Here is a 14,299-nt window from a genome sequence, read left to right on the forward strand (position 1 = left end):
CATGTAAGAGTTTTTGCATGAAGGCAACTTAATTAGGAGGATTTCAATTTATGTCAAATGTTTATGACACAGCACACGAGCTGGAAAAAGCTATTGCAGAAAGCGAAGAGTATAAGGATTTAAAAGCAGCTTACGATAAAGTAATGAGTGATCCAAACTCTAAGCAAATGTTCGATAATTTCCGTAATACCCAGTTAGAATTACAGCAAAAGCAAATGCAAGGTATGGAAATTACCGAAGAAGAAGTAGAAAAAGCAAAGCAAGTTGTAGAGCTTGTTCAACAACATGAGGATATTTCTAAACTAATGGAACAAGAGCAACGTGTGAATGTGTTAGTTAACGAACTTAGCAGAATCATTACGAAACCACTAGAAGAACTTTATGGTGCCAACGAGCAGCAATAAATATTCCAGAAGCTGCAGCAAATCGCTGCAGCTTTTTTTATGCTTTAGGGCGACTGAAAATGTTACGGAACAAAGTATAAGAAGATTTAACAAATAGAAGTATATGTTCCTTTAATATGGATTATGTCTAGCTTAGGTATTTATGGACAATGAGGGATGCACTCAATATGCTAGCTCTTACAAAATAGAGTACCTATCCTAGCGCAGGCCAACCACGTAGACTCCCGCGGGATTGAGCAGGTGGTGAAGATCCACTTTGTAAAGCGGTCTTCTTTACAAAGTTAGCTTCAGTCGTGCCACGCAGGACGCAAGGTGGTTGGCCGGAGCGGTCTCCCAGCACATTAATATTTTAAAAATTATCACCAAGCTAGACATAATCCATATTATAGGTAGCTTTATATATACTTAAATTAGTTAGAACCGCCCGGATGTAAGCCCAAGTTTTTCTTTAGGCAGAATCTAACATATAATAAATTAAAGAACCTAATGAAACTTTTTATAGCGCTTAGTCGTATTAGTAGTAGAAGGGAGAGAAGAGGGATGACATTAAAATTAGAGAATGTGACGAAGAAGTTCGGGCAGTTTACGGCTGTTGATAATCTGTCTCTCGAAATACCGGAGAAGAATATCTTTGGTTTTCTTGGTGCAAACGGTGCCGGCAAAACGACAACCTTTCGAATGATTCTGAATTTGATTGATCAAACTTCCGGAAGCATTACATGGAATGGAGAAGTCATTGATTACAGCAAAAGCGATGTAATCGGTTATTTGCCAGAGGAGCGAGGTTTATATCCAAAACTGAAGGTGCGTGACCAGTTAATCTACCTCGGTAAATTGCGGGGCATGAACAAGAAGGACGTTCTTGAAGAATTGACGAACTGGTTAGATCGTTTGAAAGTGCCGCAATATCTTGATAAAAAAGTAGAAGAATTATCAAAAGGAAATCAACAAAAAATTCAATTTATTTCTGCCGTGCTACATAAGCCGAAATTATTGATATTGGATGAACCCTTTACTGGATTAGACCCAGTCAATGTCGAAATGTTAAAAGAAGCAGTTATCGAATTAAAAGAATCCGGTACCTCGATCGTCTTTTCTTCACATCGGATGGAACATGTGGAAGAGCTTTGTCAGCATTTATGTATGATGCAGCACGGAAAACCAATACTACATGGAAATATTCGTGAAATTAAGCGCTCGTTTGGAAAGAAAAATTTAACCGTTCAAGCGGATTTTGATTTATCATTTGTTGAACAAATACCTGGCGTAGCGAAAGTTAAATATGTACACGACGGTGTTTGGTGCCAAATCGAAAATGAGGATGTCTCACAACGTGTGCTACAGGAAATCACCAACAAAGGTTTTGTGCGTAAGTTTGAGTTGGATGAGCCGAGTCTGAACGACATATTCATTGAGAAAGCAGGTGAGTCTTATGAATAAGTTTTGGACCGTTTTTGGTCATACGTATATTTCCAAAGTGAAATCGAAATCATTTCTCATCACTACCGCCATTTTTCTTGTGTTTATCATAGCTTTTTCCAATATTCAATCCATTATGGAGATGTTTAATTCCGAAGATACGGATCATATAGCGGTTGTATCTGAGCAAGCAGAGCTTGTTGATGTCCTTTCCGAAAGGCTGGAAGCTGACGTAGAATTAGAATCGTTCGATGGTACGTTAGAAGAAGCGAAAGAAGCCGTAACGAATGAAGATTATACAGCTGCATTAGCAATCGATGAAACCAAAGGTGGACTACCGAGCGCAACTTACTACAGCACTGATTATTCCAATCAATCCTTGCAAAGTTCATTAGAAAATCAATTGCAGCAGATTAAAGTAGAAATGGCGACTAATCAATCAGGCATTGATCCGACGGTTATCTCTTCTATCTATGAACCCGTGCAATTCGAAAATGAGTTAATTGCTACTGGCGATGGGAGTACCGAAAATGTAAAAACAGAGGAAGAATTAAGCGGTGCACGAGGTCTGGTATATGTTATCTTATTTTTATTATACTTTGCGGTAATCTCCTATGGAAATATGATCGCAATGGATATTGCCAACGAAAAAACGTCGAGGGTAATGGAGATATTAATTTCGAGCTCTTCACCTGTCAGTCAAATGTTTGCGAAGATTCTAGGTATTGGTCTCGTAGGCTTAACACAAATCGTTGCATTCTTAGCAGTTGGTTATATTATGATCACGCAGAAACAAGATCAATTCGCTGGTGAATTTTTTGAAACCTTTGGCTTATCCGATATTAATATCGCAACCTTTGTATATGCGATCGTCTTTTTCTTATTAGGTTATTTCCTCTATGCTACACTCTCAGCGATGCTGGGTTCTTTGGTCAGCAGGACGGAAGACGTGCAGCAATTGATGATGCCTGTTATTTTATTAATTGTAGCAGCCTTCATGATTTCGATGTTTGGCTTGAGTTCTCCAGATTCAACGTTAGTGGTCGTTTCGTCTTATATTCCATTTTTCTCCCCGATGGCCATGTTCTTGCGAGTAGGCTTACTCGATATCGCCATGTGGGAAGTGGGATTAAGTATATTAATTTTAATAGCCTCCATTATCATTTTTGCCGTTATTGGAGCAAAAATCTATCGAGGCGGAGTACTCATGTATGGCTCATCGGCTTCATTGAAAGATTTCAAAAAAGCGTTGCAGTTATCTAAAAAAGATTAATAAAAATAAGGAAGAGCTATTTCGTCACAGCGAAATAGCTCTTCCTGTTTAATCTCCAATCCAAAAACGATGAATAATATTTCCATTGTTGTCTACATAATCATCTGCTGCTTTTCCACCGTTATGTATAATCACTTTCTTCGATGCGACGTTATCAGCATCACATGTAATGAGTACTTGTTTAATGCCTAATTCTTTCGCTTTTTCTAATGCTAATTGAAGCATGATGTTCGCATATCCTTTTCCTCTTTCACTTGGACGGATGCCATAGCCAATATGACCACCAGACTCAAGCAAAAAATTATTTAAGTAGTGTCGGATATTCACTACTCCGATTACTCTCTCTTCATCAACGAGCCAATACGTTGTGTCCGGCACCCAGTTTTGTGGGATATTGCCGGTATGATGATCTTCATAGAAAGCCAGTAATTTATCCATATCATCAGGAAATTGCGCGATAACCCAAGGTATCATTTGTTCCTGACTTTCTTCCCATTCCAGATAAAATGACTGATATGCATTACTCCAGCTTTTTTCTGGTTTGACTAAATGAAGCGTCATTGCAATACACCCCTTATTTAGTTAATATATTTATTCTAGCATAAAATTCCACATTTAATAGAAACGAACGTGCATTCTATTTTGTGCTCTGCTAAAATAGATATATAGGAGGGAAAGACATGAGGAAAGCGATCAAATTTATACATTGTGCGGATTTACATTTAGACAGTCCGTTTAAAGGGTTAAAAGATTTACCAGAGGAATGGCTAACCGAAATACGAAAAAGCACCTTTAAGGCATTAGACAGGCTGGTCGAACAGGCGATTGACTTAGAAGTTGATTTTGTCATCATGGTGGGAGATCTTTTTGATCAGGAGCAGCAAAGCATGCAAGCCCATATGGCATTACGAGATGCTTTTCAGCGTCTGCAAAAGTACGATATACCTGTATTTGTGTCCTTTGGTAATCATGATTTTCTAAGCAGTCAGACTTTTCCGCGTAATTATCCGGACAATGTTCATGTTTTTGACTCAGAAAACGTATCAGAGATTCCCTTCTTTAAAAGAGGTAAATTAATGGCGAATGTGTATGGATTCAGTTATTACCATCGCGCCGTTCTTACAAATAAAGTGAAGGAATATCAGTTAACAAATGATGATTGCTTCCATATCGCGACCTTACATGGCAGTCTAGGTAATGAAAAAACGAATGAGCATGCGGTGTACGCTCCATTTCAATTATCGGATCTGAAACAGTCGGGGTTTGATTACTGGGCATTAGGCCATATACATAAACGAGAAGTGCTGGCAGAGAATCCGATGGTTGTTTATCCTGGTAATATTCAAGGCCGATCCACTAAGGAAACAGGTTCTAAAGGATGTTACGTCGTCACGATGACAAATAATCAAACGGATTTAGAATTTCTACCACTGGCACCAATCGAATTACGAAAACTGAAAATAAATGCTAGTGATTGGAACGACATGACGAAAACAACAGAAGAAATAGCAGCGCAGCTTCAACATCAGCAGAGGCAGGAAAAAATACTGACCCAGCTGACTTTCGAACAAGTACCAGAGCACTGTGAGCATTGGTTTAAGCAAGGTTTTATCGATGAAATGATAGACTATCTTAACCAATCGTCACATATGAATTATGTGATCAACTATAAATGGAGTAAAGCAGCAAAACGGTCGCAATGGATACAAGGTGGGCGTTTTTTAGATGAGTTAAACCATGCATTACAGGATACAGAGATCGAACAAATCAACCAGATGTTATGGCAACATACAGATGGGCGCAAATGGTTAGGAAAACTGGACGAAGCAGACAAACAAGATATCGAGAAAGAAGCAGCATTTTTACTTGATCAATTATTGCATGAAAAGGAGGTGTAATCATGCGGATTGAACAGATAGAAATCTATGGATTTGGCAAGTGGATCGATCAAACTTTTATGTTTAATAAAACTACCTGTATTGAAATTGCCGGTGATAATGAGGCAGGAAAGTCAACATTACGGCAATTTATCCTTTATGTATTATTTGGAATGAAGACAAAAGAACTGGAACGCTATATACCTAAGCAAGGGTCAGTAATTGGTGGAAGATTAACAATTACTGGTTTGTCTGAACAAACCGTAACAATTGAACGTGTGCAAGGGAAGCAGAAAAATCAAGCTGTAGTTTACGGTAGTGACGGAATGAAAATGGACGAGGTTTGGTTGATGGAGGCATTACAAGGCATAGACAAAGAACAATTTCAATCGATTTATACATTTGATGCCCATGATTTACAGCAAGTCCAGCACATTGATGGAGAAGCATTGCACGATATTCTGCTTGCCATAGGGATGACAGGTTCAAACAGAATCTATTATGCAGAGAAGAATATAGAAAAACAGACAGCGGAATTATTTAAACCATACGGCAAAAAGCCAGAACTGAACCAGTTGTTTCAAGAGTTATCGGTTCTGCAGCAGAAATGGGATGAGGCAAAAGCAGAAGAAGCAAAATACCGTTCATACTTAGCAGAAATAGAAAATAGTGAAGCTAAACTTAGTGAGTGGAAGCAAGAGCAGAAAGCTGTCGATGATCAACTCGGAATGATAGAAAAAAGGCTGAGCCATTATCCCATCATTTCCGAATATTATTTCGTGACGGCTGAATTGAATAGGCATGACCAACAGATAACGTTCCCAGTTGACGGAATAGACCGATTGAACGAATGGAAAGAAACTCTCTTACCTTTGCAAAGTGAAGCGCAAGTTTTACAGAACAGCAAAGAAGAGTTAGAAAATAAGATAAGCACTACCACTCTTTTGCCATCGATTGAACTAGACGAAGTAAAGCAAGGCGTGCAATTACAACAAGAAATTGCCGAAATCAAACAAAACATAAAAGAGAAAGAAAAGCTTCACATTGAAATGGAGAAGGAAATTACCAATAAGCTAAATAGTTTGCAAATACAGTTAGACATTCCGCAATTACAGGGAATGGATTTCCCGTTTTATCTGGAAGAAGCCTGGTCTGAACTAGGTGCACAGCTAGACAAGCTGACTGTTGAGAAGCAATATGTCGGTTCAGATCTGGCATCGACCGCAAAATTGAAGCAAGAACGCCAGCAGGAAAAAGCAAGGCTGGAACAATCCGCACGCCCTGTGAGACAGATTGAGCAATGGCAACAAGAGCTAGAAGATGCAGAACAGCAAGAAACATACAATAAACAACAGAAGAAATTCCAGCAGTGGCAACAAGCGTATGCTAAACAACATCAGACAGCAAGCATTGTGCTAATCGTAGGCGTATTGCTTGCAGGCATCTTGCTTGTTACTTCTTTTCTGAACGGTTCGCTAATGGTCTTGATACTTTCAGTTGTACAATATGGAGCTGTTCGTATATATGGCAAAACATTTAGGAAATGGCTTCAACCTGAGCAGTCGAACAATGTGAACTGGACACAATCTGATATCACCGAGCGAAAAGAAGCCCTCAACAAACAGCAAAAAATCCAGGAACAGTTACGAAAAGTAGAAAAGGATATCCAGCATTATCAGTTGGAGCAACTAAAACTGGAGGAAAGAATCAGTTTTATTGAGGAGAGAATACAGCAAGTCGAGCAAAAAATTACTGATCATCAAGAGGATTATCCCTTCCTTGAGCAAGTAGCATTACCATATTGGACGAGGTTGTATCAACAACTGATCTTGCAAAAGGAAAAGCTAGAGATATGGAATGATCAGCAAAACGAGCTTAACGAATGGAAAGAGATCCAAATATCCAAACAAAAAGCATTGCAACACCTTTCTGTAAAAGCGGAGAATCTTTCCCATATTCTCGCGAATGAAGAGGGGAAACAGCAACAATTGCGAGAGTGGAAGGCAAGGCTAGAAGAAATTTCATTCCAGCTAGAAGCAGTACAAAAAAGGCAAGTTCCATACCAGCAAGAGATAGCCCAACTCCTCGATAAAGCAGCAGTCGACACGGAAGAAGCATTTATTGAAAAAGGGGAGTATTATGCAAAAGTGCAACACTTAACCCAGCAATCCCGACAGACTTATGACCGCCTAGCGGTACTATTTACGAATCAGTCTATCACTGAATTTTCGAAGGGATCATTCGAAGACGAACAAGTTTTACAACAGCAACGAGCAGAATTAATCAAAAAAAGGGACGCGCTTTCGAATAATATGAATGAGGAACAATCACGCTTAAGTGATCAGAAGGCAAATGTTGCGCTGTTAGAAAGAAATGAAGATGTTTCCGTATTAAAGCATCAAATCGCTCTAAAGCAGGAAGAAGCCGAGTCGATAGCGAAGAAATGGTCTGTGTACCAGCTCGCATGGAAAAGTTTACAACAGGCAAAGTCGAGTTATTCACAAAAGTATATGCCGAAAGTTTTTAATCAGGCTAGTCAGTACTTTAAACAGCTGACATTACAGCGATACTTGCAAATCTTAATTGAAGACAATCAAAGAATAATAGTGGAAGACAAGGATGGCTATTTGTTTTCGATCGATGAATTGTCCCAGGCAACTAGAGACCAGCTGTATATAGCATTACGCTTTGCATTAAGTCAGGTCATGTCAGAGACACTGGCAATGCCCTTTTTAATTGATGATGGGTTTGTTCATTTTGACAATAAGCGAAAAAAAGAAATGTTGACACTCGTTAATCAAATAAGTCAAGATCATCAAGTGCTTTATTTCACAGCGAACGCCACGGAAAAAGCGAGTATAACTTTATAGAGGAGAGGATTGACATGGACAGGATCATATATAAAAGCGATGCCTTAATCACACCTAAGCACTTAGCGGAAGTGTTTGAAGCTTCCGGAATCAGAAGACCTGCTGATGATTTGGACCGTTTACAGCGAATGTTGGAGCACGCCAACATACTGATTACCGCTTGGGATCAGGAGATGTTAGTCGGAGTTGCAAGAGGGTTGACTGATTTTAGTTATTGCTGCTACTTGTCTGATTTGGCAGTGGATCAAGCGTATCAACATCGGGGAATAGGAAAGCAGCTGATCGAAGAAGTGAAACAGCAAATAAACGATCAGGTAGCGTTAATTCTATTATCTGCACAAAATGCGATGGACTATTACCCGAAGGTAGGGTTTGATCAAATCGATAATGGCTTCATTATCAAACGTTCTAGATAATAGTCAAATAGGAAAAGATCTACATGTTATAAATTGTAGATCTTTTTTTACACGTTAGGAAAGCATAAAATTTTAGCAATGAAGTAGCTCGACGTAGTAAAAATTTAAGTTGTACCAAGTATAAGAAAAACTACGGCACTTGCTAAGACGAGGCGAATGCCGAGTTTTTCTAATAAAAGAAAGATTTCCTCTAGATGGAGTATGGATTCTGATAATACGGATTATGTCAACTAGCAGCTTAGTGGTAATTTTGAAATGATACATGTGCTAGGAGATCGCTCCGGCCAACCACTCCGCGTCCTGCGGGGCACGGCTGAAGCTAACTTTGTGAAGAAAGGCACTTCAGAAAGTGGATCTTCAGCACCTGCCTGTCCCGCGGGAGTCTACGTGGTTGGCCTACGCTGATGTATAGGTTCTACAACTTATACAAGACCTAGCACATTGAGCTGAATAGCATTCGAATTCTACATAACAATATGCCTAGCACCACTGCTATTAACTGTGGCTAACGTTGTAGCACTCTTCCTTTAAGCGTAGGAAATATGCGGAGACTCCCGTGGAATCAGCGCGAGCTGAAGATCCACTTAGGAAAGAAAAGAATTTTCTTTCCTAAGTTAGCTGAAGCCGTGCCCACAGGACGCGGAGCATATTTCTGGAGCTTTGCTAAGCAGATTAAATCTATCAAAATTACCACTATGTCAGACAGTTCCACTTTACATAATCCGTATTATAGGAAGCTTTTAATAAATATTTAGGTCTATACTAATCAGTAATAATAACGTGCATAGGTAATGAAACACCGTTCATTCATTGACTCAATTTCTTGTCATAGCAGCTCGTTCCATAAAATCGAATTTTTCGTAAAAGCTATGGGCATCTTTTGTTGCTAGTGCAAATTTTGTGTGCTCAACAGCAGGGTGTTTCAAGATGGATTCGACGAGAAAAGTGCCGATAGTCTTTCCTTGATATTCGGGATCTATGACGACATCTAACAGCCAGGAGAAAACCGCTTGATCAGAGATTACCCGTGCAAATCCAATTTGTTTTTCGTCAGTATAGACACCGAAAACGATCGAATGATCCATACTCTTCTGGATGATATCGACACTACGGTCATTGGCCCAATATGTATCCCTTAATAATTGACACACTTTCTCGATATCAATTTTCGATTTATCATCACTAATCAGGACATTCTCTTGCACCCATTCCATCCGCATCTCTCCTCATTATTTCTCTTCATCTGCTTCTGTATTTTCATACCGGCTATCGAGATAATCTACGATGTGAATAATATAGCCTTCTAGATTAGTAGGTTTGCGAACGGCGCTGCCCCATTCTGGCAGGCCGTGGTGACAAAGGATGCAATGGGTCATTAGGTGAATAGCTTCCATACTAATCGAAATGTTCTCTTTTTCAATAAGTTGTGATAAAACAAGCACACCATAAGGGATATGACCAACTGTTACGCCTAAAGGATCCATCGCGATACCTGCCTGCTTTCGATTGCCATTTTCAAATGCGGCAGTTGGGAAAAGGAAATGGAAAATATCGATAGACTTGCCGGCATAATCATATTCCGCCAGTTTTCCAATATCGTGAAAGAGTATGCTTGTCATTAAAGCATCATAATTAATGTCCTCGTATTTATATTCTGCCATTCCTAATAACATGTGATAGAGATGGTCTATCGTATCTTTCCAGACGAAGGAAGGACGAGGATTATCCTCTTTCAGGCCATTCCAGATTTCTTGTTTATATTCGGTTTCTACCTTATGTATTAACTTCATGACTGCTCGAAAAGGATTATCCGATTGCACTGTGATATATCGACAGAATCGCATTAAACCGATCGTATGCTTTAACAAGCCACCAAGATAATTATGATGAAATCCTTTAGCGGCAGGGCTGATGCGAAAAGCTTCCCACAGGTGTTCCATAGCTTTGATGGCAATATCCTGATACGGTTTTTTTAATTCAAGCAGATAGGCAAAAAGTTCTTCGGTTAATGCCTCAATGTCTTGTTTCGTATACGCGAGCAGTGTGGAAGGATCTATCTTTTCCTCACATGGAGTCATTTCGTATATGGTGACACTTTTGAAGCCGTTGAATTCATCAACTTGTCCGCGGATATCAAAGACACCGACTTGATCCAAAATGGGCAACATCTGCTCTACTTCACCATTGTTATCCCACATTTTGGCGGAAATGGTGCCAGATTGATCACTAAATTGTACTTTTAAGAAAGATTTATTCGTTTTTGTTTTTTTTACTTCGAATTCGTTTAACAGGACTCGCGCTTTTACTGAGTTTCCTTTTGTTAATTGATTTAATTGTACACCTTGAATCGCTTCAGGAAATGTAGGTGCAGGAAATTTGGTTGTGATCATTTGCTTTTGTTCATCCGTCAGTTCATATGTAATATCGATCATATCATAAAAATAGTTCATTATTATCTATCCCATCCTCATTCAGAATACTTTTAGCATAACATAAAAGCCCCTATCTTCCATAGAAGATAGGGGCTTTCATTCATCAATTATTCAGATTGTTCAGAAGAACTGTCCTCACTGCTAGAAGATTCGTCTTGAGATGCCTCATCTTCAGTAGATCCTTCTTCAGAAGAACTGTCTTCTTCTGTTGACTCTCCTTCAGAAGAGGAATCATCAGTTGTGCTTCCTTCTTCAGATGTTGCTTCTTCTGTAGCGAATAAGTCTTTGAATTCATCAATTTTTACATCGATTTCTGCATTATCCATTAGCTCTTGAATTTTTGCTTGAACAGCAGCTTGGTCAACTTTAGTTGCTGCAATTTCACGCTTGATTTGATCTCTTACATCTTCTAATGGTTCTACATCTTCGTTTTCAACACGGTCAGTTAATTTAATGATGTGGAAGCCGTAATCAGATTGTACGGGATCACTTACTTCGCCAACTTCCATGTCATAAGCTGCATCTTCAAATGCAGGAACCATGTCACCAACACCAAATTCAGCAAGTTCTCCACCGTTAGAAGCGGACTGTGTATCAGTAGAATATTCTTCTGCCAAGGCAGCGAAATCTTCACCATTATCTAATTTTTCTTTTACTTCATTTGCTGTTGCTTCATCATCTACAAGGATGTGACTTGCAACAAGTTTTGTTTGCATTCTGTCATAACGAGTTTGAATTTCTTCATCTGTTACTTCGATATCTTCTGTAGCTGCTTTTTCCTGTAACAGGTTAACTTTTAGATCTTCGCGAAACGCATCTTCATCGGCATAACCGCTTTGTTGTAATACAGATTCCCATTGATCACCGTATTGCTCTTTATATGTTTCAATTTCTTTGTTGACTTCTTCATCAGAAACATCATACTTATCTTCAAGAATTGTTTCTAATACCATTTGTTGAAGTACTTGTTCTCCACTGTTAGCTTTCAATTCTTCATAGAAATCCTCTTTGTTGATATTTCCTGATCCTGTTTCGACGACCGTTTCCGAATCGGAAGAGCAAGCGGAAAGTGCGAAAACACTTGTTGCAAATGCTGCTGTGATTAATAATTTCTTCATTTGACAAACACTCCTAATTGATTTGCTATTACTATTTTGTTTCCCTTGCAATAATATAACATACTTTCTTTTAAAATAAACCTCAAATATGTTTATTACATAGATTTTACTTATTTTACGTATATATTACTTCGACATACGAAGAAATAAGTAAAATCGTAATTAAAATATTGATAGTACGGAAAACATTCGGTTGTTTTTCCTGTGACATTTCTGTTTGTAAACAAAGACGCATAGTAAGTGTGTTAAATATGAACAGCACAAAAAATGCAAATGTAACAAAAACGAAAAGCATTACGATGACCTCCTTCATTCCCTTTAAATACTTTAACAAAAAATTGAAGATTTGAACAGTCATTGCACATGATTCCTTGGTTCGAAAAATACAAATTTTCTGATATGATGAAATAATCCTAAAAAAGAGCTGGATTTTGGTGAAAAGAGTGCGAATAAAAGATGTGCATATCTGTCATAAAAAAATAGACCAGCACCATACTGGTCTATCGTTGGATTAATATGTCATAGCCTGTGTCATCGTTAGATATAACACATTTTTTGGGAGCTCTCCATAAGTGACGGATAAAGAGAAAATCAATATAGGATAAGCTTAAATTAATAGCACCAAATAATAGGAAGTATGGGTAATGAGCTGGTGCGAAATAACTGTAAATAATACAAGGCAGTGTAATGACAATCGTCGGTGTCAATAGCGCAATAAATAAAGTTGGTTTGTTTGTTTTTGTATTATTGCATACGCGAAAGTTAGGAAATATTCCTTTCTCTAATGTCCAAATGAGCTTTAACTGTTTGTTTATAAATAGTAATGGTAAAATTCGTAATATTTTGTGCAGTAAAGGTAATATCGCTAATCCAATCAGAAGTGGAATTATTCCGTGATCCTCTACAACGGCGCCCTTATGAATTAAATTGAAAGGTAAATAGAGAAAGATAAAAGATAATAGGCCGAATAAAAAGGATAATATTATACTGCGATAAAAACCAAGTTGCTTTGTCACGTTGATTGAATCCCAACAATTCATGAGGATCACCCCTTTAATACTGAAATCATTTGTTAAATAACACTACATGAATATAGTATGATTTAGAGGAAAAATCAATAGTTTTTTTGTAAATTTTTTTAAATAATTTTCTGTAGTTTCATGTAAGCGGTTGTTATTCTTATTTATGCCGTTTATCGGCCAATTCAAAGGCATAAAAAAAGCACCTGCAATGGTAAGATATGATAGCCATTGCGGTGCGATTGGATTTTTATACAATTTGGGCTTATTGCTCAGATTGTGTATTTGTTTTTTCTTCTAATTCCTTTAAGCTCTCTTCAATCTGGGTTAAGTACTTTTGAATATTTTTTTGGTGTGGTTCAACGGTTTTTTTCCATGATTCGATTGATTCTTTCACATCAGCAGAAAGGTCTTTAATGAGAGCCGCACCTTCTTTTGATGTTTTAGTAATCTGTTCCTTCAAATCTACGCCATCTGTTCGTAATTGATTCACATAGCGTACTGCATTGTCACTTTTAAGCTTGACATCCGTTCTTAGGTCTCTACCTGCCTTAGGTGTCGTTAAAAGTGTAGCAGCCGCACTTACGATTCCTCCGGCCAAAATGCCAATAAGTAAGGACTTACTGTTAATCATACCGAACACTCCTTTCATTATATATCATTCTCTTTTTTGTTCATTATCAAACCTTATTTTTGCACGTTTTCGGAGATTTTTGAAGCCACTTCAGCCAAATCATATTGTCCTTCGTGAGTATTCCAGGTTGGTTGGAATCCATCTGTCTCATCATAACGAGGAATAAGATGCAAATGAAGGTGAAAGACGGATTGACCAGCTGCTTCTCCGTTATTATTTAGTATATTAATGCCAGCTGGTTCAAATGTTTCTTTTATGGCATTTGCAATTTTTGGCACACGTGCAAATAATGCAGAAGCGACTGCTTCATCTGTTTCATAAATGTTTTTAGTATGTTCTTTTGCTATAACAAGCGTATGGCCTTTCGTTACTTGACCAATATCCAGAAATGCATAGACACCTTCATCTTCATATATCTTTGCAGAAGGAATGTCGCCAGCGATGATCTTACAAAAGATACAATCGTCATGTGTTGGCATCATGTATCGCTCCCTTATATGTATTTTGTTTTTATTATACATTATTTTCAGTTTACTTTAAAACGGTAACAGTCAAAATCTACGATATAAGATCTTTTTATTAATAGATTACATAATTACTGCCCTAGTATAATATGCTTGATAATAGAACAATCATTTTCAGTAACCGTATAAAATTACTATAAGAGGATGTTCAAAAAGTCCGGGAAAAATCGCTGTGAATTTCTGCGTTGGCTTGCTTCTCCGTTCCTCATGTATTGATAAGCATACATTCCGGTACTCGAATCTACGCCGCCTTGAATTTCTTTGCGCTTTTTGTCCTCCTTTTTGAAACTATAAGAGGATGTTCAAAAAGTGG

General features: G+C 38.1%; 14 protein-coding genes. 6 read left to right on the top strand and 8 right to left on the bottom strand.

What is annotated here, in order from left to right; all coding sequences use genetic code 11:
- Positions 1 to 50: 50 nt before the first annotated feature.
- The 3 genes from MUN88_RS11865 (at position 51) to MUN88_RS11875 (ending at position 3,096) form a co-directional block, all read left to right on the top strand.
- Positions 51 to 404 carry a YlbF/YmcA family competence regulator gene (locus tag MUN88_RS11865; protein WP_244715272.1) on the top strand — a complete coding sequence of 118 codons (354 nt, stop codon included), beginning with the start codon at positions 51 to 53 and terminating at the stop codon, positions 402 to 404.
- A gap of 540 nt (positions 405 to 944) precedes the next feature.
- Complete coding sequence (locus tag MUN88_RS11870; RefSeq protein WP_244715274.1) at positions 945 to 1,844, top strand: ABC transporter ATP-binding protein; 900 nt, start codon at positions 945 to 947, stop codon at positions 1,842 to 1,844.
- Positions 1,837 to 3,096 (top strand): ABC transporter permease, encoded by a 1,260-nt coding sequence (locus MUN88_RS11875; protein ID WP_244715276.1) that lies wholly within the window; start codon positions 1,837 to 1,839, stop codon positions 3,094 to 3,096. The genes MUN88_RS11870 and MUN88_RS11875 overlap by 8 nt, the downstream gene beginning before the upstream one ends.
- A gap of 48 nt (positions 3,097 to 3,144) precedes the next feature.
- Here the strand turns inward: MUN88_RS11875 and MUN88_RS11880 are convergent, their stop codons facing one another.
- Positions 3,145 to 3,657 (bottom strand): GNAT family N-acetyltransferase, encoded by a 513-nt coding sequence (locus MUN88_RS11880; RefSeq protein ID WP_244715278.1) that lies wholly within the window; start codon positions 3,655 to 3,657, stop codon positions 3,145 to 3,147.
- Between the two features lie 119 nt (positions 3,658 to 3,776).
- Between MUN88_RS11880 and MUN88_RS11885 the strand changes: the two genes are divergently transcribed.
- From MUN88_RS11885 to MUN88_RS11895, 3 genes are read left to right on the top strand one after another with little or no spacing between them, the layout of a single operon-like run.
- On the top strand, positions 3,777 to 4,994 hold the full coding sequence (locus MUN88_RS11885; RefSeq protein ID WP_244715280.1) for a metallophosphoesterase family protein: 1,218 nt from the start codon (positions 3,777 to 3,779) through the stop codon (positions 4,992 to 4,994).
- A 2-nt stretch (positions 4,995 to 4,996) separates the two neighbouring features.
- Positions 4,997 to 7,843, top strand: coding sequence for an ATP-binding protein (locus MUN88_RS11890; protein ID WP_244715283.1), 2,847 nt, complete (start codon positions 4,997 to 4,999; stop codon positions 7,841 to 7,843).
- Between the two features lie 14 nt (positions 7,844 to 7,857).
- Positions 7,858 to 8,259 carry a GNAT family N-acetyltransferase gene (locus MUN88_RS11895; protein WP_244715285.1) on the top strand — a complete coding sequence of 134 codons (402 nt, stop codon included), beginning with the start codon at positions 7,858 to 7,860 and terminating at the stop codon, positions 8,257 to 8,259.
- An 815-nt stretch (positions 8,260 to 9,074) separates the two neighbouring features.
- Here the strand turns inward: MUN88_RS11895 and MUN88_RS11900 are convergent.
- From MUN88_RS11900 to MUN88_RS11930, 7 genes are all read right to left on the bottom strand, one after another.
- Positions 9,075 to 9,473: a GNAT family N-acetyltransferase gene (locus MUN88_RS11900; protein ID WP_244715287.1), complete on the bottom strand. Its 399-nt coding sequence runs from the start codon at positions 9,471 to 9,473 to the stop codon at positions 9,075 to 9,077.
- A 15-nt stretch (positions 9,474 to 9,488) separates the two neighbouring features.
- Complete coding sequence (locus MUN88_RS11905; RefSeq protein ID WP_244715289.1) at positions 9,489 to 10,709, bottom strand: hydrolase; 1,221 nt, start codon at positions 10,707 to 10,709, stop codon at positions 9,489 to 9,491.
- Positions 10,710 to 10,798: 89 nt separating this feature from the next.
- Entirely contained in the window at positions 10,799 to 11,809 is a 1,011-nt protein-coding gene (locus MUN88_RS11910) for a peptidylprolyl isomerase (protein ID WP_244715291.1), read from the bottom strand.
- A 115-nt stretch (positions 11,810 to 11,924) separates the two neighbouring features.
- Entirely contained in the window at positions 11,925 to 12,104 is a 180-nt protein-coding gene (locus tag MUN88_RS11915; protein WP_244715293.1) for a hypothetical protein, read from the bottom strand.
- A gap of 205 nt (positions 12,105 to 12,309) precedes the next feature.
- Positions 12,310 to 12,849 (bottom strand): DUF3267 domain-containing protein, encoded by a 540-nt coding sequence (locus MUN88_RS11920; protein WP_244715295.1) that lies wholly within the window; start codon positions 12,847 to 12,849, stop codon positions 12,310 to 12,312.
- Between the two features lie 244 nt (positions 12,850 to 13,093).
- A complete protein-coding gene (locus MUN88_RS11925) occupies positions 13,094 to 13,462 on the bottom strand; it encodes a YtxH domain-containing protein (RefSeq protein ID WP_244715297.1) in 369 nt (122 codons plus the stop codon).
- A gap of 53 nt (positions 13,463 to 13,515) precedes the next feature.
- A complete protein-coding gene (locus MUN88_RS11930; RefSeq protein WP_244724488.1) occupies positions 13,516 to 13,941 on the bottom strand; it encodes an HIT family protein in 426 nt (141 codons plus the stop codon).
- Positions 13,942 to 14,299: the final 358 nt, after the last annotated feature.

It is taken from the genome of Gracilibacillus caseinilyticus (genome assembly GCF_022919115.1).
Lineage (GTDB): Bacteria > Bacillota > Bacilli > Bacillales > Amphibacillaceae > Gracilibacillus > Gracilibacillus caseinilyticus.